This is a genomic window from Caballeronia sp. M23-90 (assembly GCF_053574605.1).
Genome location: NZ_JBSIPA010000056.1, coordinates 1 through 22,518, shown reverse-complemented (window position 1 = coordinate 22,518; position 22,518 = coordinate 1). Strand labels below are relative to the sequence as shown.

Below are 22,518 nucleotides of genomic sequence, written 5' to 3'. Positions count from 1 at the left end.
ACGGCAGCAGCCAGTGCCGGAACGCGTAACGCAAGCGTCCTAGCCATTTGCGGACACCTTCTTGGCGGTGCTGGCGACTTGCACACGATCGCCATCCACGAGACCGTCAGGCGGTGTATCGATCACGTGATAATCCGGCGCCAGAGAGCAACCGGCGAGGATGCTCACGGCAGCAGCCAGTGCCGGAACGCGTAACGCAAGCGTCCTAGCCATTTGCGGACACCTTCTTGGCGGTGCTGGCGACTTGCACACGATCGCCATCCACGAGACCGTCAGGCGGTGTATCGATCACGCGATCCGTTGCAACGAGTCCCGAACCGATCTCCACTGAATCGCCGAAATCGCGGTTGATGGTCACCTTCTTGAACACGACCTCCCCGTTCGCGCCGAGCGTGGCGACCATCAGGCCGCGGGCGTCGAAGACGAGCGAACTGGCGGGCACACGTACCGCGTTTTGTTGCACGGGCAGCTTGAATTGCAGGCTTGCGAAGCCGCCGGGCAGGAGCTTGCCGTCGGTGTTATCGACGAGTAGTTGAACCAGCGTCGTGCCGGAAGCCACGTTGACCGAATCCGCCGATGCAATCACGCGGGCCGTGAAATGCTGGCCCGGATACTCCGGCACGGTGAGCGTTGCGGTCGTGCCACTGCGGACGTCGGGCGCGTAGCTCTGCGGCACCTGCACATACACCCGCAGTTTCTTGACGTCGGACACCACGAACAGCTCCTGCCCGATACCGCCGCTGCCCGCGTTGATCAGCGCGCCCACGTCCGTATCGCGGGCGGTGACGACGCCGTCGAACGGCGCGACGATCCGCTCGAAACCCTTGGTTGCGAGCAAGCGGTCCACGTTGGCCTGCGCAGCCGCAACCGTGGCTTTCTTCGCGGTGTAGTCGCCGGTGCGTTCATCGACTTCCTGTTGCGCGACCGAGTCCGAACCAAGCAGCGCCTGCCAGCGTTTCGCGGTCGTTCCGGCAAGCGCCGAATTCGCCTGGGCGCTTGCAAGGTCGGCACGCGCCTGAAGCAACTGCTGATCGAGCTCGGGCGACTCGATGACCGCAAGCAGTTGCCCGGCCTTGACCGGCGCGCCGATATCCACACTCCAAGACTTCAGATAACCGCTCACGCGCGCAAACAGCGGTGCACGGGAATACGCCTCGAGATGCGAAGGCAGATCGAGCGTTGGCCCGTTCGAGGCACTGACCGGATGAATCACGGTCACGGTCGGGACCGTTTGCGCGGCGGTCCAGGTCTTCAGGTTACGGGCATCGACGGCACGCAGCGTGACGCCGGCGGCGACAACGATCAACGCGATCGCAACCCCCACTACGGCGATCACGACAAGTCGTCGGCGCGGCACGGGCGGAGTATTGATAACAGGTTCAGACGACATGAGCAGGACCTCCCGTGACGGGTGTCGGGGCAATCGCGCGGCCAGGGCGCGAGTGAATGATGCAGAAGATCACCGGGACGAGAAGCAGCGACGCGGTGGTGGCGAAAATCAGGCCGCCAATCACGGCGCGGCCAAGCGGTGCATTCTGTTCGCCGCCCTCGCCCAGCGCGAGCGCCATCGGCGCCATGCCGATGATCATGGAGAGCGCGGTCATCAGCACCGGCCGGAAGCGGGTGAACCCAGCTTCGAGCGCCGCCTTGAACGGGTCGCCGTGCTCGGCAAGACGCTCGCGGCAGAAGCTGATGACAAGAATGGAGTTCGCGGTCGCCACGCCCATGCACATGATCGCGCCGGTCAGCGCCGGCACGGACAGCGTGGTGTGCGTTGCAAACAGCATCCAGACGATGCCCGCGAGCGCGGCGGGCAACGCGGTGACGATCACGAACGGATCGGCCCACGACTGGAAGTTGACCACGACAATCAGATAGATCAGCACGACCGCGCCCAGCAGCCCGAACAGCATGCCGGCAAACGCGCTGTTCATGGTCTGTACCTGGCCGAGCAAGGCCACCGAAGAACCCTTAGGCAGCGTACCCGCATTGTCCTGCACGACGCGTTGAATATCCGCTGCAACCGCACCGAGATCGCGGTCCTGCGTGGTCGCGAAGATCTCGACCATCGGCTGGATGTTGTACTGGCTCACGACCGCGTTGGTGTTCGTGCGCTGCACGGTGGCCAAGCCGCCGAGGATCTGGCCGCTGCTTTGCAGGCTCGATGTGATCGGCAGGTTCTGCAGCGACGCGAGCGAATCAAGGCTGTATTGCGGTGTCTGCATCACGATCGGGTATGACACGCCGTTCGCGTTATTCAGCCAGAACGTCGGCGCAACCTGGCTCGATCCCGCGAGATTCACCACCAGGCTGTTCGTCACATCGCGTTCGTTGATGCCGAGAAGTTGCGCACGCGTGCGGTCCACGTCAACGTTGAAGGTCGGCGAATTTTGCGCTTGCTGGATGCGCGCATCGACGACGCCTGGAATCCGGCGGATCTCGCGCAGCAGGCGGTTCGCGTAGACGAAGTTGGCAGGCAGATTGTTGCCGCGAACCTGCAAGTCGACCGGCGCGGGCGAGCCGAAGTTCAGGATCTGGCTGATGATGTCCGCGGGCGGAAACGAGAACGTCACACCGGGATAAAGCCGCGGCAGTTTCTCGCGCATTTGCCTCACGTAGTCATCGGTTGGATGATGGTTTTCGTTCAGCGCGATCTGGATGTCGCCATCTTGCGAGCCGATGGTCCCCGTATTGTTGTACGCGAGGTTGATACCGCTCACCGGCAGGCCGATGTTATCGACCACCGTGCTGAGTTCGTTCGGCGGAATGATCTGCCGGATCGATGCTTCCACATCCGAGAAGATCTGCGCGGTCTTCTCGACACGCACGCCAACTGGCGCACGCACGTGCAACAGGATCTGCCCCGCGTCCACCGCCGGGAAAAAGTTGCGGCCCAGCAAAGGCACGAGCGCGAACGAAACCAGCACGAAGCCGAGAAAGCAACTCACGAACGGCGCGCGATGGTTCAGCGCCAGTTCGAGCAGGCTGTGATACCCCGCGCGCACCTTCTCGAAGCGGCGCTCGAAACCTTGCTGGAAGCGTCCCAAAGGTCCCGGCCGCTTTTTCTCATGCGCGTCTTCGCTGAGGTCGTGCGGATGCAGCAAGTATTTCGCCATCGTGGGAACGAGCGTGCGCGACAAGATGAACGACGAGATCATCGCGAAGATCACGGCCTCGGCCATGGGCACGAAGAGAAAGCGCGCAACGCCGTTCAGGAAGAACATCGGCACGAACACAATACAAATGCACAAGAGCGCAACGAACGCCGGCGTGACGATTTGCGCGGCGCCATCGAGAATGGCCTCTTCAACCTGCTTGCCCTGCTCCAGGTGCCAGTTGATATTTTCGATGGTCACCGTCGCGTCGTCGACCAGAATCCCCACCGCGAGCGCGAGTCCGCCCAGCGTCATGATGTTGAGCGTCTCGCCGAGCGCCGACAAGGTCGCGATGGAACCGAGAATCGCAAGCGGGATCGAGGTCGCGATGATCACCGTCGAACGCCAGCTTCCGAGGAACAGCAGGATCATCAGGCTGGTAAGCGCCGCTGCGATCACGCCCTCGCGCGCCACACCGCTGATGGCCGCACGCACGAACAACGACTGGTCGCCGATCGGCGCGATTTGCAGCGCATCGGGCAAGGAAGGTTTTGCATCGATCACATGCTGCTTGATCCCGTCGATGATCCCTAGTGTGGATACGGAGCCGTTCTTCAGGATCGACATCAGCACCGAGCGCTTGCCGTCCACGTGCACGATGTTCGTCTGCGGCGGGCTGCCGTCGCGGACGTTGGCGACGTCGTGGATATAAACGGTCGTGCCGTTCACTGCCTTGATCGGCAGGTCGCCGAGCGCCTTGATTGCGGACGGTGCATTGTTGAGCTGCAGCGTGTATTCGTGATCGCCGATCTTTTCCGTGCCGATAGGCGTCAGCAGATTCTGGCTTGCAAGCGCATTCGCGACGTCCTGCGCGGACAGACCGCGTGCTTGCAGGGCCGCCGGATTGATGTCGATCTGCACCTGACGGGTCTTGCCGCCAAACGGGTACGGTATCGAAGCGCCTGCAACGGTGACCAGCGCCGGACGCAATTGATTCAGCCCGAGGTCGCCCAGGTTTTGTTCAGAGAGTCCCTTGCCCGACAGCGCAAGCTGGATGATCGGTACCGTCGATGCGTTGTAGTTCAGGATCAAAGGCGGCGTGGTGCCCGGCGGCAGTTGGCGCAACTGCGTCTGCGAAACGGCGGTCACCTGCGCATTCGCATTGCTGATGTTGACACCCGGCTGGAAGAAGATCTTGATGATCCCGAAGCCATTCACCGACTCTGCTTCAATGTGCTGGATGTCGTTCACGGTCGTGGTCAGCGAGCGCTCGAACGGCGACGTGATTCGTCCAACCATTTGATCGGGCGGCAGACCCGTGTATTGCCACACGACGCTGATGACGGGAATGCGGATATCGGGAAAGATATCGGTTGGTGTGCGCAACGCCGAAAGCGGTCCGATGATCAGGATAAGGATCGCCAGGACGACAAACGTATAGGGCCGCCGCAGAGCGATACGTACTAGGGCAAGCATGAGAATTCCAGGACTTGGGGTTGCACCGGGCGCCGTGATGCCGCCTCGCGCGGCAATTGGCGCAGAGCGGCCGCATTCATTCGCGTGGCCCGGAAAGTACGCCGGGTAGGATCGTTTTCATCATGACGGCAGACGGTACGGCTACAAGCGAACCCTATTGATCGGGGTTCCAACTTGCCAAAAGTCTCGAGCACCATAAATGTCAGTCGAGCGGAGATTGTAGTTTTCGTCTGCCTTTCAAAATTCCTCCCCGAAAAGGCAAACTGAAATCAAGGCATCGTTCAAACCATTGGATTCACCAACGCCAGGACGATGCGCGAATGTACACAAACGAAAACAACTCTGCAGCGGCCAAACGCACTCACTAAAAAACTTCGTGTGTGCGCTACTTCGTTTCGGACTGAACCATATGAATCTCTCATCGATAGAAACATCGACTGGCGGAGTGTACATAGTCAGAACAATGCGAAGCTGGCAGTTTTGCCATTTTCGGATCGGGCCGATCAGGGATCGCCTTTCGCCGGGAACCGCTTCTAATGACGCTTGGCAGCAATCACCCTTAGACGGAAATTGATGGATATTTCGGTATCCAAATTACATGGATCTACAGCGAACTCCAAAACGTTCGACTCGATACGTTGAAGGCCCGAACAATAACGATGCGCCTACTCGATCGTGTGATTGGGAGTCCACATAACGCAGCGGATGACGTTGTTCGTCGACATCCAAGCCCGAAAAGCGGCGCGCACAAAGAGCTTTGAGAATAATTGCCCAATGAATTACATTAACATTACGATAAAAGAGAAAAGCGCTTGACCAGTGAATTGCTTGCAGGAATACCGGATCTTGACCTGCATTCACGGACGGTCTATACCAGACACTCATGCTTTTCCTTTCAAGCTACGCGGCTGCCATTCACACCTTTAGTGATGCCTCAGGGAACGCTGTCAGGAATTGATGCACTGCGAGGAAGCAATGAACAAGACCTCCCGTTCATGCAGCGCTTCTCCGCGGCGACCGCCAAAGCTCGCGGACGCTCCCTCGCACAAAGCACACCGATCATGCTTGCGTCTCTATGGCATCGTTTAGCGCGAGCATCGCACGCGGGCACGGCATGTTTCGTATCGCACATCACTTTCTGTCCGTAGTTGCAGTCACTAAAAACGAAGCAACATCCCAGGAGACAAACAGATGAACGCAGCGCTCAAGCTTATGCCTGTTGCCGTTGGCGCGATGCTCGCCGCCCTGCCATGCGCCCAGGCGGCGCAGGACAACGTCAATACACTTTCTAACTTCCAGCAAACGGGTAACACCACGCCCGCCGAAACCGTGCCGCAGACCGGCCAGCGCGCCGACGCGCTGCGTGAAAATCTCAAGTCGATCAAACTGCCGCCGGGCTTCAAGATCGAGTTGTATGCGGTCGTGCCGGACGCGCGCCACATGGCGATCGAACCATCGACGGGCGTTGTCTTCGTCGGCACGCGCAAGGCGCGCGTATGGCAAGTGACCGACCGCACCAAGCGCCGGGTTGCGGACGATGTCGTCGCCTTTGCAAGTTCGGTGACGTTCAAGGTTCCCAACGGCGTATGTTTTTCGCCTGACGGTGTTCTTTACGTCATCGAGCAGAATCGTGTGCTTGCGTTTCCTGCAGCGCAATTCTTCGGAGAAGGCGGCAGCGATGTTGCGGCGGCCGTCGTCGTGCCGCAGGGCAAGCTGATTCCGACGCAGTTCGAAAGCTTCAACCATGGCGCGCGCGTGTGCCGCATCGGACCGGACAAGAAGTTGTATATCGCGCTGGGGCAGCCATGGAACGTGCCGCCAAAGGACAAGCTCGCCGAGCTCGACAAGAACGGTCTCGCGGGCATTATCCGCATGGATCAGGATGGCAAGAACCGCGAGATCTATGCACATGGCATACGCAATTCCGTGGGTCTCGACTTCAATCCGAAGGACAAGACGCTGTGGTTCACCGACAACCAGGTCGATGGCATGGGCGACGACATTCCGCCCGGCGAACTCAATCGCGCGACGAAAGCGGGCGAGAACTTCGGCTTCCCTTGGTATGGCGGCGGCAAGGTCCGCACAGTCGAATACAAGGACGCAACGCCACCTGCCGGCGTGGTGTTCCCGCAAGTCGAAATGGTGGCGCACGCGGCCGACCTCGGCATGTCGTTCTACACCGGCAAGATGTTCCCGGCGAAGTATCAGGGTGGGATATTCGATGCCCAGCACGGCTCGTGGAATCGCACGACGCCGATCGGCGCGCGCATCATGTTCACGCCGGTCAAGGATGACGGCACGGCTGGCGAGGCAGAGGTATTTGCTGAAGGCTGGCTCACGCCAACGGGCGAGTATATGGGCCGTCCGGTTGACGTGCAGCAGTTGCAGGACGGCTCGCTGCTCGTCTCCGATGACTTCGCCGGCGCAATCTATCGCATCTCTTACACGGGCGGAAAATGAAGAAATCTTCGACGATGATGACGGCGGCGCTAGTCGCGGCCGCCGTGTGGTCCGCGCATGCGGCGCTCGCCGCCGACGTGCAGGCTGGACGCGCCAAAGCCCTGCAATGCCAGGCATGTCACGGCATTGACGGCCTCGCGAAGATTCCGGACGCACCCAATCTCGCCGGACAAACCGAAGAGTATCTGGTCAAGGCGCTGAACGATTTCAAATCCGGCGCGCGCCAGAACGAGATGATGACGATGATGGCCAAGCCGCTATCCGATACCGATATCGCGAATCTTGCCGCGTACTATCACAGTCTTCGGCCGTGATGGAAACGGGCGGCTTATGCTTCTGCATCAAGCCGAAGCCGCCCCGCTTTTTCTCAGGCCAGCGGCGCATTCCGTTCAGCACCATCGAACAGCCGCGCCACTTCATCGAGCCCGCGCAACTCCCAGTCCGGTGCTTGCCCCATCTCATCAAAGGTCCCGCCGCCGCGATTGATCCAGCACGTCGGGAAACCGAAATATCGCGCACCGGTTGCATCCCACGCATTCGACGACACAAAAAGAATCGATCCGCGCGCAAGTCCAAAAACCCGCTCGGCCAATGCGTACGCTTGATCATGCGGTTTAAAGATCCGAACCGGATCGACGCTGATCAGATGATCGAATTCATCGCGAAGACCGCCGTTACCCACCACGGCGCCGATGGAATGCGGCGAACCATTTGACAGCACCGCCAGTTTCAACCCGCGCGCCCTCAGTTCGCGCAGCGCCGCAGGCACTTCCGGAAACGATTGCAAACGCAGATAAGCATCACAAAGCGTGCTGCAAGCCGGTTCATCGAGATCAAGCCGTAGATGTTTGCAGGTATAGCGCAGTGCATCTTCCGTTGCCTGTTCGAAGGTCACGTAGCGGTTCATCAGGCTGCGCAACCACGTGTATTCGAGTTGTTTTTGCCTCCACACCGTACTGACTTCGCGTCCTCGTCCCGGAAAACGTTTTTCGCACTGGTCGATGACCGAATGAACATCGAACAGGGTTCCATAAAGATCGAATGCGATCGCCTTGATATGGTTCATCTCACGCTCCTCAATACATGGACGCAACACGCCGATACAAGCTCAAGACTCTAAAGTCCGCCGCTCTCCTGATCCTTGAGACGCTTGCGGTGTGCGGCAACCTTCGCGCGGTTGCCGCAGGCAGCCATGCTGCACCATCGGCGAGCGTGACCGCGGGTGTGATCTGCGAACATCAGCGTGCACGTCGGACCCTCGCACGCTTTCACGTACGTGAAGTCCTCCTCGCAGACGAGCTTCGCGAGCGCTTCGGCTATTGGCATAAGCAGTGATTCTGGTGAATCCCAACGTCGAACCGCCTGAAGTTCGAGACGCGCGACGCCATTCAATGAACGTTTGACGATCTCCTGATGCTGCTGGTCACGCTCGAGTAGCTGATTCAAGGGTCCAAGTTCACGAAGGTCCTTTGGCGCCAACGGCCGTCCCTTCCTCTTCCGCGTAAATCCCCTGAACCATTCCCGCAGTTCGCGTGCTTTCGCCGCCAGGTCGTCGAGTTCGGCCGCGGTGGAACGGCTTCTGATCGCTTCGATTGCAGCGGATGGCGCAAGCCCCGCCTGCGTCAGCCACGACAACAGGCCCTCGCCATTGGGTATCCAGTCAACTTGTTCATCTACGGGCGTTGCGACCGAGTTCAGGAAATCAAGGCCGGGCGCGTCGGCCACGAACATCGCGGGTATTTGGCGGTAATCCATCTTTCACGGCGGTCCGAAATAACGATAATGGAATCGTAACCACTAAAACTCTCCTTGACAAGTTACATCGTCAGTGTAACCTTTAAATATGCAATGGGACGGTTACATATAAGCACCTCGTTAATCAGAGCCGCAGGCGTGTATCTACGTCACTTTATCTTTGGAGGATCAAGACATGTCGGCTGGAAATGTAAGTGCGGTGCTCGTACACGGCGCGTGGGCAGACGGATCGAGTTGGAGCAAGGTCATCGAAAGGCTGAAGGCACAAGGTATCAATGCGATCGCGGCGCCCCTGCCGCTGAGTTCGTTGCAAGACGACGTGGCAGCGCTCGGAAGAACACTGGAACGCGTGGATGGTCCAGTGGTTCTCGCGGGGCATGCGTACGCCGGCGCGGTGATCGGATCGGCGCGGGCCGAGAATGTCAGGGCCTTGGTCTACGTGGCCGCGTTGGCGCCCGATGAAGGCGAAACCGTCGGCGACGTATTCAATCGCGGCAAACCGCATCCGCTAGCGCCCACACTATCGCCGGACAAGCATGGCCTGATCTGGTTGCCCAAGAAAGCCTTTGCGGACGCGTTCGCGCAGCATGCGAGTTCGCAAGAGCTGACCGTGCTGGAAGCGGTTCAGCGCCCTGTTTCCGTTTCGTGTATCGGGGTGGCAGTGGGACGTCCTCTCTGGAAGGACCGGCCGAGCTGGTTCCTGATTGCTGATGAAGACCGGATGATCATTCGCGAAAACCAGCAATTCATGGCACAGCGCATGAACGCGCTCGTGCGTTCATATCCCGTCGATCACACGCCGATGATTACGTCGCCGGATGCCGTGACCAGCGTGATCATCGAAGCGGCTTGCGCAGTTGCCGCTCAATAACTTCGTAAGGAAGAACTCATGTCTGCCACTACCTATCGCTCTGCTGACGTTGACGGCTTCAAGGTGTTTTACCGTGAAGCGGGTCAATCCGGCGCGCCAAAGTTATTGCTCCTGCACGGCTTTCCAAGCTCGGGCCACATGTTTCGCGACCTGATTCCGAGGCTCGCCGACCGCTTCCATATCATCGCGCCGGATCTGCCTGGCTTCGGGCAATCGGATATGCCAGGCCGCGAAGCGTTTACGTACACGTTCGAGAACATCGCCAAGGTCATTGGACGGTTTACCGAAGTTGTCGGTTTCGATCGCTTTGCAATCTATGTTTTTGACTACGGCGCGCCAACGGGATTTCGTCTGGCGCTCAGTCATCCTGAACGAATTACCGCGATCATCTCGCAGAACGGCAACGCGTACGAAGAAGGTTTGAGCGATGGCTGGAATCCCATTCGCGCCTATTGGGAGGATGCGTCGAGTGCGAATCGCGAAGCGCTGCGTGCAATGCTCACGCACGACACGACCTTCTGGCAATACACGCACGGTGTCCCGGACACCACGCTCGTGTCGCCGGACGGCTATTCGCTCGACGACTTCTATTTGAGCCGTCCCGGCGCGGATGAAATTCAGCTCGACCTGTTCGGCGACTATAAAAGCAATGTCGCGTTGTACCCGTCGTTCCAGGAATATTTCCGGACCCATCGTCCACCCTTTCTCGCGGTGTGGGGAAAGAACGATCCGTTCTTCTTGCCACCGGGCGCCGAGGCGTTCAAGCGCGACATTCCCGATGCGGTCGTACGTTTCTTCGATACCGGGCATTTCGCGCTTGAAACGCATGCCCCGGAAATCGCTTCGGCCATCGCCGAATTTCTGATTCACAAATCCTGAGGAGACGCGAAATGTCCACGAAGGTAGCTATCGTCACGGGAGCGAGTCAGGGCATCGGCCGCTCGACCGCCATCCGGTTGGCGCGTGATTTTTCGTCGATCGTGCTTGTCGCGCGCAATCGCGAGAAGCTCGACCAGACAGCAGACGACGTGAAGAAAGCTGGCGCACGAGCGCTGGTCATCGATGCCGATTTATCTCACCCGGAAGTGGCGCAGGACGTCGTCGACAAGACGCTGTCAGCGTTCGGGCAGATCGACGCGCTGCTCAACATTGCAGGCGCCGTACCGCAGATCGATCTCTTCGATATGACCGACGACCAATGGGAACGCGGCCTTGCACTGAAGCTGCACGGCGCCCGGCGATTGACGGTCGCAGCATGGCCAGCGCTCAAGAAGACATCGGGGTCCGTGGTGCTGATGTCGGGCAACTCCGCGCTCTTCCCCAAGGCCCCGTATGCTGCGGTCGGCACGATCAACGCGGCGATCGTGGCGCTGGCAAAGGCGTTTTCGGACCGTGGCATTGCCGACGGCGTACAGGTCAACAGCGTGCTGCCTGGCCCGGTCATGACCGGCCGCCGCCAATCCTACCTCGAGCACTGGGCGCCGCTTCACGACATGACGGTTGAAGAAGCAACGGCGAGATTTCCTGCGGAAGCGCAGATCGCGCGGTTTGGCACGCCCGAGGAGATAGCGGAGTTGATGGCATTCATTGTGTCGCCGGCGGCGCACTGGATGACAGGATCGACGCTGAGGATGGACGGCGGAGAGGTCAAGTCGATTTGATTTCTCTTGAGAGAGATGCGTACGCGGGTGGTTTCGTTCAGTAACATTCGAGGGGACGCATCACCTTCCCGAGTAGATGTTCAAAGCACCTGTACGATGACACGCCTGCTACACCGGCAAACCAGCTCAGGAGAAGATCCGTTTCCTTCCATTGTCGTTTCGAGCAGCGACGATCCTTATGGCGGCGAGAATCATGCGTGGGCGTGCGCGTGCGCGGCTGCTTGGGGCAGCGAATGGATCGATGCCGGCGCACGCGGACATCTCAACGCCCAGAGCGGTCTGGGCGATTGGGCCGACGAATTGAAGCTCGTGGAGAAGCTTCAGGCTCGCTGACAGCAGGCGAAGTTACGCAGGCCATTCAAAAACCAGGTCAGCGCGCGCACGCGTCAACTCGATGAGCGCCGCGTTGACCTCGTCAGTTTGCTGCACCCATGTCTTGGCAGCGTCTTCATCGCGGCCGAATCTTATGTGGCGTGCAACGAGCCGCTGCACACGCAGTTTCGGGTCGACATCGACGTACCAGGCTTCGTCGAGCAACGATCTAACCGCGTTCCAATGGCCGCGCTGCAGCAGCAGGTAATTGCCTTCCGTGATCACGAGCGGAATGTCGGCCATCACCGGAATTGCGCTCGCAATCGGCTCCTCGATCTCGCGGCGAAACGTCGGGGCGTAGATTATCTCTCCTTCACGCTGCGCGCGAATCCGGCTTAGCAACGCAACGAATCCGGCGCTGTCGAAGGTATCTTCCGCACCCTTGCGCGAAGCGCGTCCAAGACGTTCGAGCTCCACATTCGCAAGGTGAAAGCCGTCCATTGGCACGACTACGGCGCGGCCCGGGAATGCATCGAGAATGGCCTGCGCAAGCGTCGATTTACCCGCGCCGGGCGCACCCGCCAGCCCGAGAATGCTGCGCTGACCGCTTGCAACAAGCTGCTGCAGCCGATCCATATAACGGTCTTCGATCATCGACTCCATCCAAGAGTAGTGCAATAAAAGTAGTGCGATACACGCTTTCGTTAATGGTGCGCCTTCGCCTTGGCGGCCGCGTTGATGCCGCCGGCCATGAACGCCCGCGCGTGCGTTGCGAGGTCCATGCTGTCTTCCCACAGGTTGCGCCAGATCGCCAGCGCGTTCGATAACTGCTCGTTCACGACCGTTGATGAAAAGCTCTCGAAGGTCACGACGCCCTTGTAATCGATCATGGCGAGCGCGTGGAAAAACTGCGCGAAGTCGATAGTACCCGAGCCCAGGTAACCACGATTGCTTTCGCCGATATGAACATAGCCCAGGCGCTTGCCGCATGCCAGCACGGGCTGCATGAAGTCCGATTCCTCGATGTTCATGTGATAGGTATCGAGGTGCACGACCACGTTGGGGGCATCGACTTCGTCGAGCATGTCGAGCGCTTGCGACGCCGTGTTCAGCAGGTTGCTTTCATAGCGGTTCACGACCTCCAGGCCGAGCGTCACGCCTTTCTTCAACGCGAAATCCGCAATACGCTTGAGCGAATCGACCGCGTGACGCCGGCCTTGCGGCGTGATCGGCGCGGAGTACTTCGCCATCGCGCCATACAGGATGCCGCCGAAATAGTTGCCGCCGAGTTCGGCGGTGATGCTCACGCCCTCTTCCAGCAACGCGAGACCGCGCGAGACCGCTGCGGGATCGTCGCTTGAGACATCGGCGTCGAAAGTGAGGCCGCGGGAGCAGCCGATCTCCAGGCCATGCTCCTGGAGCAGGTCACGCGTAAGCGACAGGTCCATGACCTTGGGACCATGAAGCGACAGTTCGACAAGGTCGAACCCCGCCGCCTTGGTCTGGCTGATGACCTTGCGAGTGGATTGCGGCGTGAGATCGCCGGCCCAGACCAATGCGTGAACGCCTAATTTGTTCATTTCATGACTCCTTGCATATTGACCGCGCATTGGCGGATCGAAATTCGATAAGCGCGATTCACGCGCTGTCATGAATTTGCTAAATCCATTTAGCAAATCGTCTGAAATGATGCTGAATCCATTCAGCAAATAGATCAACTCTCGGATACCCTAATAGGGCGGCGGCGCAAAGCGCGTCAGCCTCTTGCTGCGAACGGATTCAACTGAAAATGGAACCTGAGATGGCCCGCACCGGCACCACACGCAAATCCACGATCTACGACATCTCCAGGGCGACCGGCACATCGGTGGCGGCGGTGAGCATGGTCCTCAACGGGACGTGGGCGCGCTATCGGATCAAGGAAGAGACGGCGAACCGCATTCTCGAAAGCGCCCAGCAACTCGGCTACAACGTGAACATGGCCGCACGCGGGCTGCGGCTGTCGCGCTCGGGTCTGGCCGGCATGATCCTCCCTCATTACCGGAACCGCTTCTTCGCAGGACTCGCCGAAACGTTCGAAGATCAGGCGAGAAGGCGCGGCTTGTGCCCGATCGTCGTGAGCACGCAGCGCGATCCGGCGGTGGAAACCAGCGTCACCGAAACACTGCTTTCGCAGCGCGTCGAAGTGCTGTTCATCACGGGCGTGCGCGATCCTTCCCCGCTCAACGCGCTGTGCGCGGCGGCAGGCGTTCCGTGCGTCAACGTGGACTTGCCGGGCGCGGACGCGCCGTCCGTTGTCTCCGATAACCACGGCGGCGCCCGCGCACTCACCGACGTGCTCATCGACAAGATGCAGGCCCGCGGAGACCTGGCCGAGGAGCTAGTGTTTCTTGGGGGTATCGAGAACGAGTACGCGACGGACAAGCGTATCGATGGTTTTCGCGAGGCATTCGCGGCACGCAATCTGGCGCCTGCAATCGATGCCGTGGAATGTTGCGGCTATAACGCATCCGATACCCGCCACGCACTCGCCCGACGTGTCGAGCAGCTCGGCCGCCTTCCCGCGGGTTTGCTGATGAACTCGATTACGGCGTTCGAAGGGCTGGTTCAGTTTGCATCGGCGTTACCTCGGGAAGCCTGGCAGTCGTCCGTGTTCGGATGCTTCGACTGGGACCCTTTCGCGGCCCACCTTCCCTTCGATGTCACCATGATGCGCCAGGACGTCGAGGCCATCATTTCAGAGGCCTTCGCGCTCGCCGATGGCCATGACCCTGCAGCGCACCCGCTTGTTATCGTGCCGACGGGCTTTGGCCGCATGCTCGACGAGCAGGATCAGGCTATCTAATCGCGTTCAAAACACGCGAGCTTCTTTACCCGATTTAGGTATCGCTGTTGCCTCGGTAAATACCCGAGGATTGACTCGACATCGCAAAACTTCAATAATTAATCACATTGTGGACGCACGTCCATATTATGGACAAACTAAAAAGGTCGCCCGATGCCAGATACCGTCAATACTTACCCGGCCACCATGCCTTATCAGCTTCCGTTCCCCAAGGAAGCACAGAAGGAAGTCGTGGTGCCGTTCGCGATTCCGACCGATGAACGCGTATGGGTGCCGCAAGCCGAGAATGTATCGTTCCGTCCGCTGTGCCTCAACGCATCGCAAGGTTACTGGATGAACCTGCTGCGCGTGCGCAAGTCAGGCGTTCTGAGCCGGCATCGTCATCCGCAAGGCGTTCATGGATTCGTCTTGAAGGGACGGTGGAAGTACCTCGAACACGAATGGACTGCGACCGAAGGCAGTTACGTCTATGAGCCGCCCGGCGAGACCCATACCTTGTATGTGCCTGAAGACGTCGAAGAGATGATCACGTATTTCCAGGTCAACGGCGTGATGTTCTACTGTGATCCGTACGGTAACTACACCGGCTACGAGGACGTGTTCACCAAGATCGAGATGTGCCGCAAACACTATGCATCGGTGGGACTGGGCGAGGATTACGTGGACCAGTTCATTCGATGAACCCGCATTCTTCCTGCGCACGCTACGACTTCACCGGCCGGGTAGCGGTCGTGACGGGCGCGGCCGGAGGCATCGGCCGCGCGATCTGCGATGCATTCATCGACAACGGTGCGTCGGCGGTGAACTGGGATCGGATCGCGGGCAACGTCGATACACCAAACGCACCCGCGCATTTTCATGTCGACATCACGGACCCCGCGTCCATTGAAGCGGCGTTGGCCGCGACCATCGACCGGTTTGGCCGCATCGATTACCTGGTGAACAATGCGGGTTTCGCCGGTTCCACACAGCCGCTCGATGAATGCGACCCCGACGAATGGCAACGCGTGATCGAAGTCAACCTTCTCGGCACTTATCACGTGAGCCGCATCGTGCTGCCGGGCATGCGTAAAGCGCAGAGTGGGCGTATCGTCAACGTGGCGTCGCTTGCAGGCAAGGAAGGCACGGCGAACGCATCGGCTTATAGCGCGGCAAAAGCGGGAGTCATCGCAATGACCAAGTCTCTGGGCAAGGAACTGGCGCTGACCGGGATCCTGGTGAACGGCATCGCGCCCGCAGCAGTTGACACGCCCTTGCTCAGACAGATGGCCGCGTCTCACGTGCAGACCATGATCGATAAAAGTCCGATGGGCCGGCTCGGCGCAACACAAGAAGTGGCCGCCCTCGCATTATGGTTATGCTCGGATTCCTGCACCTTCAATACAGGCGCAACCTTCGATCTCTCCGGAGGCCGCGCGACCTACTGACCATGGGGCGAACAGGCGTCACGCACCAATAAGAAAGCAGTCATTGCTCACGACAATTCCACGCAGGAGACAAGCACATGCTACAAAAATCCCCGCGCCTCAAGCGCACGCAGGTCGTTGCGGTCACGTTCCTGACCATTGCGGGTATCGTCAATTACCTGGACCGTTCAACGCTTTCCATAGCAAACCATTCAGTGAGCCAGGAGTTGCATCTCTCGGCTTCGCAAATGGGCTTGCTGTTGTCTGCATTTTCGCTGGCCTATGCGTTCGCACAGCTTCCTGTAGGCGCACTACTGGATCGATTCGGTTCGCGGGCAATGCTCGGGCTCGGCATGCTGGTATGGTCGGTCGCGCAACTCGCGGGCGGCTTCATCCAGACGCTCAATCATTTTCTTCTGGCGCGGATCGTCCTCGGGGTCTCGGAAGCGCCCTTGTTCCCGGCTGGGGCGAAGGTCGTCAACGAGTGGTTCGCCGTACATGAGCGAGGACGCCCAACCGGCACCTTTGTTGCGTCATCGACCATTGCGCCGATGATCGCCCCACCGCTCCTGACGGTGTTGATGCTTTCATTCGGATGGCGAACGATGTTCATCATCATGGGCGCTCTCGGCATACTGGTTTCGATCGGCTGGTATGTGCAGTATCGAAATCGCGATGAAGTCGCCCTGGACGAATCGGAGATCGCTTATCTGGAATCGGACCACAAGGTCGAACCGCGGGCAAAGGGCGTGAGCCTGGCCGAATGGGGGAACCTGTTCAAGCTGCGCAATACGTGGGGCATGGTCTTCGGTTTCATGGGCGTGATCTACATGGTGTGGCTGTATCTCACGTGGCTGCCGGGGTACCTCGAAAACGAACGTCACCTGAGCATTGCGCATACCGGCTGGCTGGTATCCATACCTTATGTTTTCGGGACCATCGGCATGGTGTCGAGCGGCTATATTGCCGACCATCTGCTCAAGCGCGGCATGGCGCCTATTCGCAGCCGCAAGTGGCCGCTTTGCATCGGGCTGGTGGGCGCCGCTGCTTTCACGGTCCCCGCTGCTTATACGCCGAGCACCACGCTTGCCATCGTCTATATCTCGTTCGCCATGTTCTTCGTGAATATGTCGAGTGGTACCGCATGGGCGCTGGTCAGCGTCGCGGCGCCGCGTCACCTGGTGGCGTCGCTTGGCAGCATGCAGAACTTCGGCGGATACCTTGGCGGATCATTCGCGCCGATCATCACCGGCATCGTGGTCGACCAGACGCATTCATTTGTCAACGCGCTTCTGATCAGCGCAGCAGTCGCCTTCGCCGCCGCGCTCGTGTATCTGTTCGTGGTGAAAGAGGTGGCGCCTGAAACGTTGCCCGCCGCAGTCGAGACACAGCCGACGTAAATTTTCATTCCCAGGATCGAACATGACTTTCAAGGACAACCTGCTCGAAGGCCAGGTGGCGCTCGTCACCGGCGGCCTGACCGGCATTGGCGCGGCCATCGCGAATCGTCTTTCGCAGTTGGGCGCGCGTGTGGTGGCGGCCGGCTTGCCGCCTGGACCGGAAACACCCGACGTATTGGATGCAGCGGTGCGCAAGGTCACGCTGGACGTGCGGTCGACCGCCAACGTCAATGCCGTGCTGAAGGAGTTCGATCAGCTCGATATCGTGGTTAACTGCGCGGGCGTGATTCGGCGCGGTGCCGAGCATGAAGTCGATGTGTTCGAGGATGTCGTCGATATCAACCTGCACGGCACCATGCGCGTCTGCTCCGGCGCGCGTGAGTTGCTCAAGGCGTCGTCGGGATGCATCGTGAATACGGCTTCTATGTTGAGCTTCTTCGGTGGCGGACTGGTTCCGGCCTATAGCGCGAGCAAGGGTGCGATTTCGCAACTGACGAAGTCGCTCGCCATTGCCTATGCTGCGGACGGCATTCGCGTGAACGCTGTCGCTCCAGGCTGGATTGCCACCCCTTTGACGCAAGCCTTGCAGGAAGACAGCGGACGCTCGCAGGCCATCCTCGAACGCACGCCCATGAAACGCTGGGGCGGCCCCGAAGAAGTCGCGCAGGTCGTGGCGTTTTTATGCTCGCCGGCGGCGTCGTTCATGACTGCGGCGATCGTGCCAGTGGACGGGGGTTATCTCGCCGCTTAGGAACCTGCGCCATGTAGCTGGGCTTCGATAGCGGCCTTGTCGATCACTGACCACACCTCCGCGATCTTCCCTTCCCGGAACTGATAGAAGACATTCTCGGCAAACGAAACCGTCCTGCCGTTCACGGGAAGGCCAAGGAATGTTCCCTTTGGCGTACACGCGAAAGCAAGGCGGCTCGCTATGAATGGCGGGTCAGCGACCAATAATTGAATGTTGAAGTGCAGGTCGGGGATCTCATCGAAGTCTCTTTCCAGCATCCCGCGATACCCGGCGAGCCCGAAACGCTTGCCGTTATGAGACGCGTCCGCATGAACGAACTGTCCGAGTTGCGGCCAGTCCTGCTTGTTCAGGCACGCAATGTAGGCCCGGTAGACGTCTGCGAGGTCAGTTTTTTCCAATTGCGATTCTCCTGATCGATGGGGAGGTTCCGGCCGCAAGCGCCAGGCATTCGCGAACAATCTTATATAAGTTCGGCACGCGCGGCTCAAGCCGCCGCACAAGCTCGATCGTGCAAAAATCCAGCCTCTGTCGTTGCGCCTTCGCAAAACGGCTGCTTGCAATGACGGGTCGAAGCGAAAGTGCCTACATGCCTGTTTGGTAAAATGCGCGATACACACTGACCATCAACTTTGGAACCGCTGCACGACGGTCAATGAAAATAATCCTCTCGCGCAATTTTCTCGGCCTCATATTGAGCGTCGCCGTGGTCGGGCTTGGCCTCGGCGCCACCTTGCCTCTTACGGCGCTTGCGCTGACCAACGCCGGCTATGGGACGGACATCGTCGGACTGATGACGGCCATGCAAGCGGGCGGCGGCTTGCTCGTCATACCCTTGGTCGGCCGCATCACGGGACGGTTCAGTGCACGCCAGATCATCATGGGCGCGGCGTTGAGTGTTTCAGCAGCCACCATCCTCATGCAGTTCACCACGCACCTGTGGCTATGGGCGGTGTTTCGCGTGGTGAGCGGCGCGGCGCTGATGTTGCTCTTTACCATCGGCGAAGCATGGGTAAACGAACTCGCCGACGATACCAATCGCGGCCGTCTTGTCGCTGTCTATGCCACCAATTTCACGGCGTTCCAGATGGCCGGCCCTGTGATGGTGAGCATCATTGGGGAGTGGCATGCAACGCGATTCATCGTATGCGGCGCGGTATTTATGTTCGCGCTGCCAGCCCTTGCGCTGGTGCGTGCAGGACCGCCTGCGCATGGATCGGGCGGCGGATCTGATGTGACCGGAAACAGCCACGGTACATGGCGCCATGTCATGCCGCTGATGCCCGCCATCCTGATCGGCACGGCGTTCTTCGCGCTCTTCGATACCCTCGCCCTTTCTCTCATGCCCCTGTTCGCGATGTCGAAGGGTGTTCCCGAAAATCTGGCACTGCTGTTCGGATCGGCGGTGCTGCTTGGCGATACGCTGATGCAGTTCCCCATCGGCTGGCTGGCGGATCGTGTCGGCCGCGTGCGCGTGCATATGGGCGCTGCGCTGGTCGTGATCGGGCTGTTGCCGTTGCTGCCTTGGGCGGTATCGAATCCGTGGCTGTGCTGGCCGCTTTTGTTTGTCATTGGGGCGGCCGCCGGGAGCATCTATACGCTGTCGCTCGTGGCTTGCGGCGAACGCTTTCGTGGTGCGGCGCTCGTGTCGGCAAGCTCGCTTGTGGGCGCGTCGTGGAGTGTTGCGAGCTTCGGTGGTCCGATCATCACCGGCGCGCTGATGCACGCCATTGCGCCCGCGGCGTTGATTGTCGTGCTGCTCGTGTGTGCGATCGCATTCCTCCTTGCGATCCTTTGGGAACAGCATGCAGGCAATGCATTGACATTGTGATCAGGAGAAAACCGCGGCTTGCCGGTCACGCCCTGCTTTCGCCGCTTTTTTCTTTGTTGATACTCCAGCCAGCGCATCCCACAGGCCCATCATCTGATCGATGGCCCGGTCGAGTTCGTCGAAGGTCGCGCCATCTCGCGCCTTGATGGTCATGCCCAGATAGAAAGAATCGAGCATGGCCGCTAGTGCAACTGCGTCCGTGGCCTTGGGAAGTTCCTTGTTGCGAATGGCGCGTTGCACGCAACCGAGCATGGCGCTCGAATTGAGCCTGCGTTCATCCGCCAGCGCGTCATGCAAGTCCTGACTCTCTTCCGTGCACGTTGCTGTAGCCAGTACAAGCAGGCAACCCGATGGATGAGACGCGTCCGTCTGCATTTTCGCCGAGCGCCGCAACGTCAGCTCGATAGCTTTCCTGGGCGCCAAAGAATCATCCCGCAGACTTGCGGAAACCTGCCCGAATGACGCCAGGTAACGCGCCAATACCTCACGGAACAACAGTTCTTTTGACCCGAACGCCGCATAAAAGCTGGGTGCGGAAATGTCGCCCATGGCCGACTTGAGGCTCGACAGCGAAGTGGCCTCGTAGCCATGCGTCCAGAAAAGCGTCATTGCCTGCTGAATCGCAGTGTCCTTGTCAAACGTACGCGGCCGCCCGGTTCTAGCCATTCATCCCTCCTTCGATGATTTTTATACTAATCGATACATTAGTCGTTGACAAGGGCAGTCGAAGACGGATAACTTATATATCGATCGATACATAACTTATGAACCAGGGTCCCATGAGCAATGACACAGCAACACGAGCGGCCGAATACGACGCGGGCCTGTCGAAGCCTTTTCCGTTGAGCGGCCTGCTCGCGCTGGCAATGACCGGCTTCATCTGCATCAATACGGAGACGTTGCCGGCCGGCCTGCTGCCCCAGATCGGCGAGGGCATGGGCATATCGCAATCGCTCGCGGGACAGATGGTAACGGCCTATGCGGTAGGTTCGCTGCTTGCAGCGATACCGCTGACCATTGCCACGCGCGCATGGCGTCGCCGTACCGTCCTGTTGATGACGATCGCAGGTTTTTTCATCTTCAACTCGATCACCGCGCTGTCGTCGAATTACGCACTGACCTTGGTCGCGCGCTTTTTTGCGGGCGCCTCCGCCGGACTCGCATGGAGCCTGCTGGCCGGTTACGCGCGGCGCATGGTACCGGCCGCACAGCAAGGACGCGCGCTCGCAGTGGCAATGGTCGGTACACCCATCGCACTGTCGCTCGGTGTGCCGCTCGGTACCTGGCTCGGAACGCTGGTCGGATGGCGCGCGGCGTTCGGCGTCATGTCGTTTCTGACATTGATCCTGGTCGCGTGGGTATGTTCCAGCGTGCCCGACTTTCCAGGTCAATCCGGCACGCGACAAAAACCGTTGCGCGAGGTACTCACCACGCCGGGCGTGCGCCCAGTATTGGGTGTTGTGCTGGCGTGGATGCTGGCGCACAACATCCTGTACACCTATGTCGCGCCCTTCGTGGCGGTCGCGGGTCTGGGCAAACAGGTCGACATCGTCTTGCTGCTGTTCGGCGCGGCGGCGCTCGCGGGAATCTGGATCACGGGACGTCTGGTCGATGGAAAACTTCGCGCCGCCGTCCTTGCAAGCCTCGGCGCGTTCGCGCTGACCACTGTTGCCTTCGGCCTGGCGGGTACGTCGGCGAGCGTGGTGTGCGCCGGCATGGTGGCGTGGGGTTTGACATTCGGAGGCGCCGCCACGCTGCTTCAAACCGCGCTTGCGGACTCGGCGGGCGACGGCGCGGACGTTGCGCTTTCAATGAACGTGGTGGTCTGGAACAGCGCCATTGCGGGAGGCGGCATGCTGGGCGGCGTGCTCCTCACAGCGTGGGGGGTCAGGGCATTTCCGTGGGCAATGCTCGCCCTGATCATGATCGGCCTTTCGACCGCCTGGGCGGCGCGCTCACATGGCTTCCCGGCGGGACACCGCTCATCGAACGCACGGGTCGGCGGTCACTGACGAATGCGGGCTGCTACGCCACATAGAATGCAGCGGCCACGCCTTCCATTTTCAGCGCTTGCTCCTTCAGCGATGCGCTCGCAGCAGCCGCTTCCTCCACCAGCGCCGCGTTCTATTGCGTCACACGATCGAGTTACGCGATCGCCACGTTGATCTGTTCGATGCCATCGCCCTGTTGTGCCGAAGCGCCCGCGAGTTCGTTGATGATGACATCCATGCCGCGGATGGAAGCAATGTCGCTCTGGATCGCGGCATCGGCTTCACGAAAGAGCGGCACGCACTTGGTGCATTGAAGATTGAGCAATCGAGGGGCGGATGCTGTGCTGGACGCATTTCCGCTATCCATGGAAAACGCGAGGCCCGAGATGTCGGAAGCCTCGCGTTCTCTCATGCACTTGATTACTACTTGCCGCTTACTTGATCAGGCTCAGATAGTTGCCGCTCGGGTAAGCAGTGTTCAGCCACGTCGACAACCGATTCACCTGGGTCTTGTCGATCCCGTCAGCCTGCATCTGCGGAATCTGGTTCCACGTCCACGTCGGGAAGTTCTCGACGGTTCCGCCCGACACCGTCCCGTGAACATAGTCGATCGCGCACAGGCTTCGCATGCTCCAGAAGCAGGTGGTCTCGCCGGATACCGCATTGG

The 22,518-nt window shown here is 59.7% G+C and carries 24 protein-coding genes; 13 read left to right on the top strand and 11 right to left on the bottom strand.

Features of this window, described 5'->3' with window-relative positions; genetic code table 11:
* Positions 1-39: 39 nt before the first annotated feature.
* Genes ACRXB1_RS08695 through ACRXB1_RS08685 form a run of 3 tightly spaced genes read right to left on the bottom strand, consistent with a single transcriptional unit; the run spans position 40 to position 4,571 of the window.
* Entirely contained in the window at positions 40-213 is a 174-nt protein-coding gene (locus ACRXB1_RS08695; RefSeq protein WP_449491778.1) for a hypothetical protein, read from the bottom strand.
* Positions 206-1,390, bottom strand: coding sequence for an efflux RND transporter periplasmic adaptor subunit (locus tag ACRXB1_RS08690; protein ID WP_075357634.1), 1,185 nt, complete (start codon positions 1,388-1,390; stop codon positions 206-208). Before ACRXB1_RS08690 ends, ACRXB1_RS08695 begins: the two co-directional genes overlap by 8 nt.
* Positions 1,380-4,571 (bottom strand): efflux RND transporter permease subunit, encoded by a 3,192-nt coding sequence (locus ACRXB1_RS08685; RefSeq protein ID WP_449491777.1) that lies wholly within the window; start codon positions 4,569-4,571, stop codon positions 1,380-1,382. The genes ACRXB1_RS08690 and ACRXB1_RS08685 overlap by 11 nt, the downstream gene beginning before the upstream one ends.
* Positions 4,572-5,762: 1,191 nt before the next feature.
* Between ACRXB1_RS08685 and ACRXB1_RS08680 the strand changes: the two genes are divergently transcribed.
* Positions 5,763-7,031, top strand: coding sequence for a PQQ-dependent sugar dehydrogenase (locus ACRXB1_RS08680; RefSeq protein WP_449491776.1), 1,269 nt, complete (start codon positions 5,763-5,765; stop codon positions 7,029-7,031).
* Positions 7,028-7,345 (top strand): c-type cytochrome, encoded by a 318-nt coding sequence (locus tag ACRXB1_RS08675; RefSeq protein WP_062001970.1) that lies wholly within the window; start codon positions 7,028-7,030, stop codon positions 7,343-7,345. The genes ACRXB1_RS08680 and ACRXB1_RS08675 overlap by 4 nt, the downstream gene beginning before the upstream one ends.
* A 53-nt stretch (positions 7,346-7,398) precedes the next feature.
* Here ACRXB1_RS08675 and ACRXB1_RS08670 read toward each other — a convergent pair whose 3' ends face one another.
* Positions 7,399-8,097 carry a haloacid dehalogenase type II gene (locus ACRXB1_RS08670; RefSeq protein WP_449491775.1) on the bottom strand — a complete coding sequence of 233 codons (699 nt, stop codon included), beginning with the start codon at positions 8,095-8,097 and terminating at the stop codon, positions 7,399-7,401.
* A gap of 50 nt (positions 8,098-8,147) precedes the next feature.
* On the bottom strand, positions 8,148-8,786 hold the full coding sequence (locus tag ACRXB1_RS08665; RefSeq protein WP_086382661.1) for a CGNR zinc finger domain-containing protein: 639 nt from the start codon (positions 8,784-8,786) through the stop codon (positions 8,148-8,150).
* A 175-nt stretch (positions 8,787-8,961) separates the two neighbouring features.
* On the opposite strand from ACRXB1_RS08665, the gene ACRXB1_RS08660 reads away from it, so the two are divergent.
* The 4 genes from ACRXB1_RS08660 (at position 8,962) to ACRXB1_RS08645 (ending at position 11,651) form a co-directional block, all read left to right on the top strand.
* Positions 8,962-9,657 (top strand): alpha/beta fold hydrolase, encoded by a 696-nt coding sequence (locus tag ACRXB1_RS08660; RefSeq protein WP_449491774.1) that lies wholly within the window; start codon positions 8,962-8,964, stop codon positions 9,655-9,657.
* Between the two features lie 18 nt (positions 9,658-9,675).
* The gene (locus tag ACRXB1_RS08655) at positions 9,676-10,536 is read left to right on the top strand and encodes an alpha/beta fold hydrolase (RefSeq protein WP_449491773.1); all 861 of its coding nucleotides are present in this window, start codon (positions 9,676-9,678) and stop codon (positions 10,534-10,536) included.
* Between the two features lie 11 nt (positions 10,537-10,547).
* Positions 10,548-11,318: an SDR family oxidoreductase gene (locus ACRXB1_RS08650; protein ID WP_075357640.1), complete on the top strand. Its 771-nt coding sequence runs from the start codon at positions 10,548-10,550 to the stop codon at positions 11,316-11,318.
* A 96-nt stretch (positions 11,319-11,414) separates the two neighbouring features.
* Entirely contained in the window at positions 11,415-11,651 is a 237-nt protein-coding gene (locus ACRXB1_RS08645; RefSeq protein WP_449491772.1) for an alpha/beta hydrolase, read from the top strand.
* A gap of 12 nt (positions 11,652-11,663) precedes the next feature.
* Here the strand turns inward: ACRXB1_RS08645 and ACRXB1_RS08640 are convergent, their stop codons facing one another.
* Together ACRXB1_RS08640 and ACRXB1_RS08635 are read right to left on the bottom strand one after the other, a co-directional pair.
* On the bottom strand, positions 11,664-12,284 hold the full coding sequence (locus ACRXB1_RS08640; RefSeq protein WP_075357703.1) for a nucleoside/nucleotide kinase family protein: 621 nt from the start codon (positions 12,282-12,284) through the stop codon (positions 11,664-11,666).
* 50 nt (positions 12,285-12,334) lie between these two features.
* Positions 12,335-13,210: a sugar phosphate isomerase/epimerase family protein gene (locus ACRXB1_RS08635; protein WP_449491771.1), complete on the bottom strand. Its 876-nt coding sequence runs from the start codon at positions 13,208-13,210 to the stop codon at positions 12,335-12,337.
* Between the two features lie 221 nt (positions 13,211-13,431).
* Between ACRXB1_RS08635 and ACRXB1_RS08630 the strand changes: the two genes are divergently transcribed.
* The 5 genes from ACRXB1_RS08630 (at position 13,432) to ACRXB1_RS08610 (ending at position 18,032) form a co-directional block, all read left to right on the top strand.
* Positions 13,432-14,475: a LacI family DNA-binding transcriptional regulator gene (locus tag ACRXB1_RS08630; RefSeq protein ID WP_449491770.1), complete on the top strand. Its 1,044-nt coding sequence runs from the start codon at positions 13,432-13,434 to the stop codon at positions 14,473-14,475.
* A 153-nt stretch (positions 14,476-14,628) separates the two neighbouring features.
* Positions 14,629-15,156, top strand: a complete 528-nt coding sequence (locus tag ACRXB1_RS08625) for a 2,4'-dihydroxyacetophenone dioxygenase family protein (protein ID WP_062001978.1) — start codon at positions 14,629-14,631, stop codon at positions 15,154-15,156.
* On the top strand, positions 15,153-15,902 hold the full coding sequence (locus ACRXB1_RS08620; protein ID WP_449491769.1) for an SDR family NAD(P)-dependent oxidoreductase: 750 nt from the start codon (positions 15,153-15,155) through the stop codon (positions 15,900-15,902). Before ACRXB1_RS08625 ends, ACRXB1_RS08620 begins: the two co-directional genes overlap by 4 nt.
* A gap of 77 nt (positions 15,903-15,979) precedes the next feature.
* On the top strand, positions 15,980-17,281 hold the full coding sequence (locus ACRXB1_RS08615) for an MFS transporter (RefSeq protein WP_062001980.1): 1,302 nt from the start codon (positions 15,980-15,982) through the stop codon (positions 17,279-17,281).
* A 22-nt stretch (positions 17,282-17,303) separates the two neighbouring features.
* Positions 17,304-18,032 carry an SDR family NAD(P)-dependent oxidoreductase gene (locus ACRXB1_RS08610; RefSeq protein WP_449491768.1) on the top strand — a complete coding sequence of 243 codons (729 nt, stop codon included), beginning with the start codon at positions 17,304-17,306 and terminating at the stop codon, positions 18,030-18,032.
* Here the strand turns inward: ACRXB1_RS08610 and ACRXB1_RS08605 are convergent.
* Positions 18,029-18,430, bottom strand: coding sequence for an ester cyclase (locus ACRXB1_RS08605; protein WP_174365696.1), 402 nt, complete (start codon positions 18,428-18,430; stop codon positions 18,029-18,031). The two genes, ACRXB1_RS08610 and ACRXB1_RS08605, sit on opposite strands and share 4 nt — an antisense overlap.
* A gap of 254 nt (positions 18,431-18,684) precedes the next feature.
* On the opposite strand from ACRXB1_RS08605, the gene ACRXB1_RS08600 reads away from it, so the two are divergent.
* Positions 18,685-19,860 carry an MFS transporter gene (locus tag ACRXB1_RS08600; RefSeq protein ID WP_449491767.1) on the top strand — a complete coding sequence of 392 codons (1,176 nt, stop codon included), beginning with the start codon at positions 18,685-18,687 and terminating at the stop codon, positions 19,858-19,860.
* Here ACRXB1_RS08600 and ACRXB1_RS08595 read toward each other — a convergent pair whose 3' ends face one another.
* Positions 19,861-20,526 (bottom strand): TetR/AcrR family transcriptional regulator, encoded by a 666-nt coding sequence (locus ACRXB1_RS08595; RefSeq protein ID WP_449491766.1) that lies wholly within the window; start codon positions 20,524-20,526, stop codon positions 19,861-19,863.
* Between the two features lie 113 nt (positions 20,527-20,639).
* On the opposite strand from ACRXB1_RS08595, the gene ACRXB1_RS08590 reads away from it, so the two are divergent.
* A complete protein-coding gene (locus ACRXB1_RS08590; RefSeq protein ID WP_449491765.1) occupies positions 20,640-21,872 on the top strand; it encodes an MFS transporter in 1,233 nt (410 codons plus the stop codon).
* A 133-nt stretch (positions 21,873-22,005) separates the two neighbouring features.
* Here the strand turns inward: ACRXB1_RS08590 and ACRXB1_RS08585 are convergent, their stop codons facing one another.
* Both ACRXB1_RS08585 and ACRXB1_RS08580 read right to left on the bottom strand, forming a co-directional pair.
* Entirely contained in the window at positions 22,006-22,263 is a 258-nt protein-coding gene (locus ACRXB1_RS08585) for a hypothetical protein (protein ID WP_075357648.1), read from the bottom strand.
* Positions 22,264-22,285: 22 nt separating this feature from the next.
* On the bottom strand, positions 22,286-22,518 hold a 233-nt coding region (locus ACRXB1_RS08580; protein WP_449491764.1), incomplete at its 5' end, for a hypothetical protein.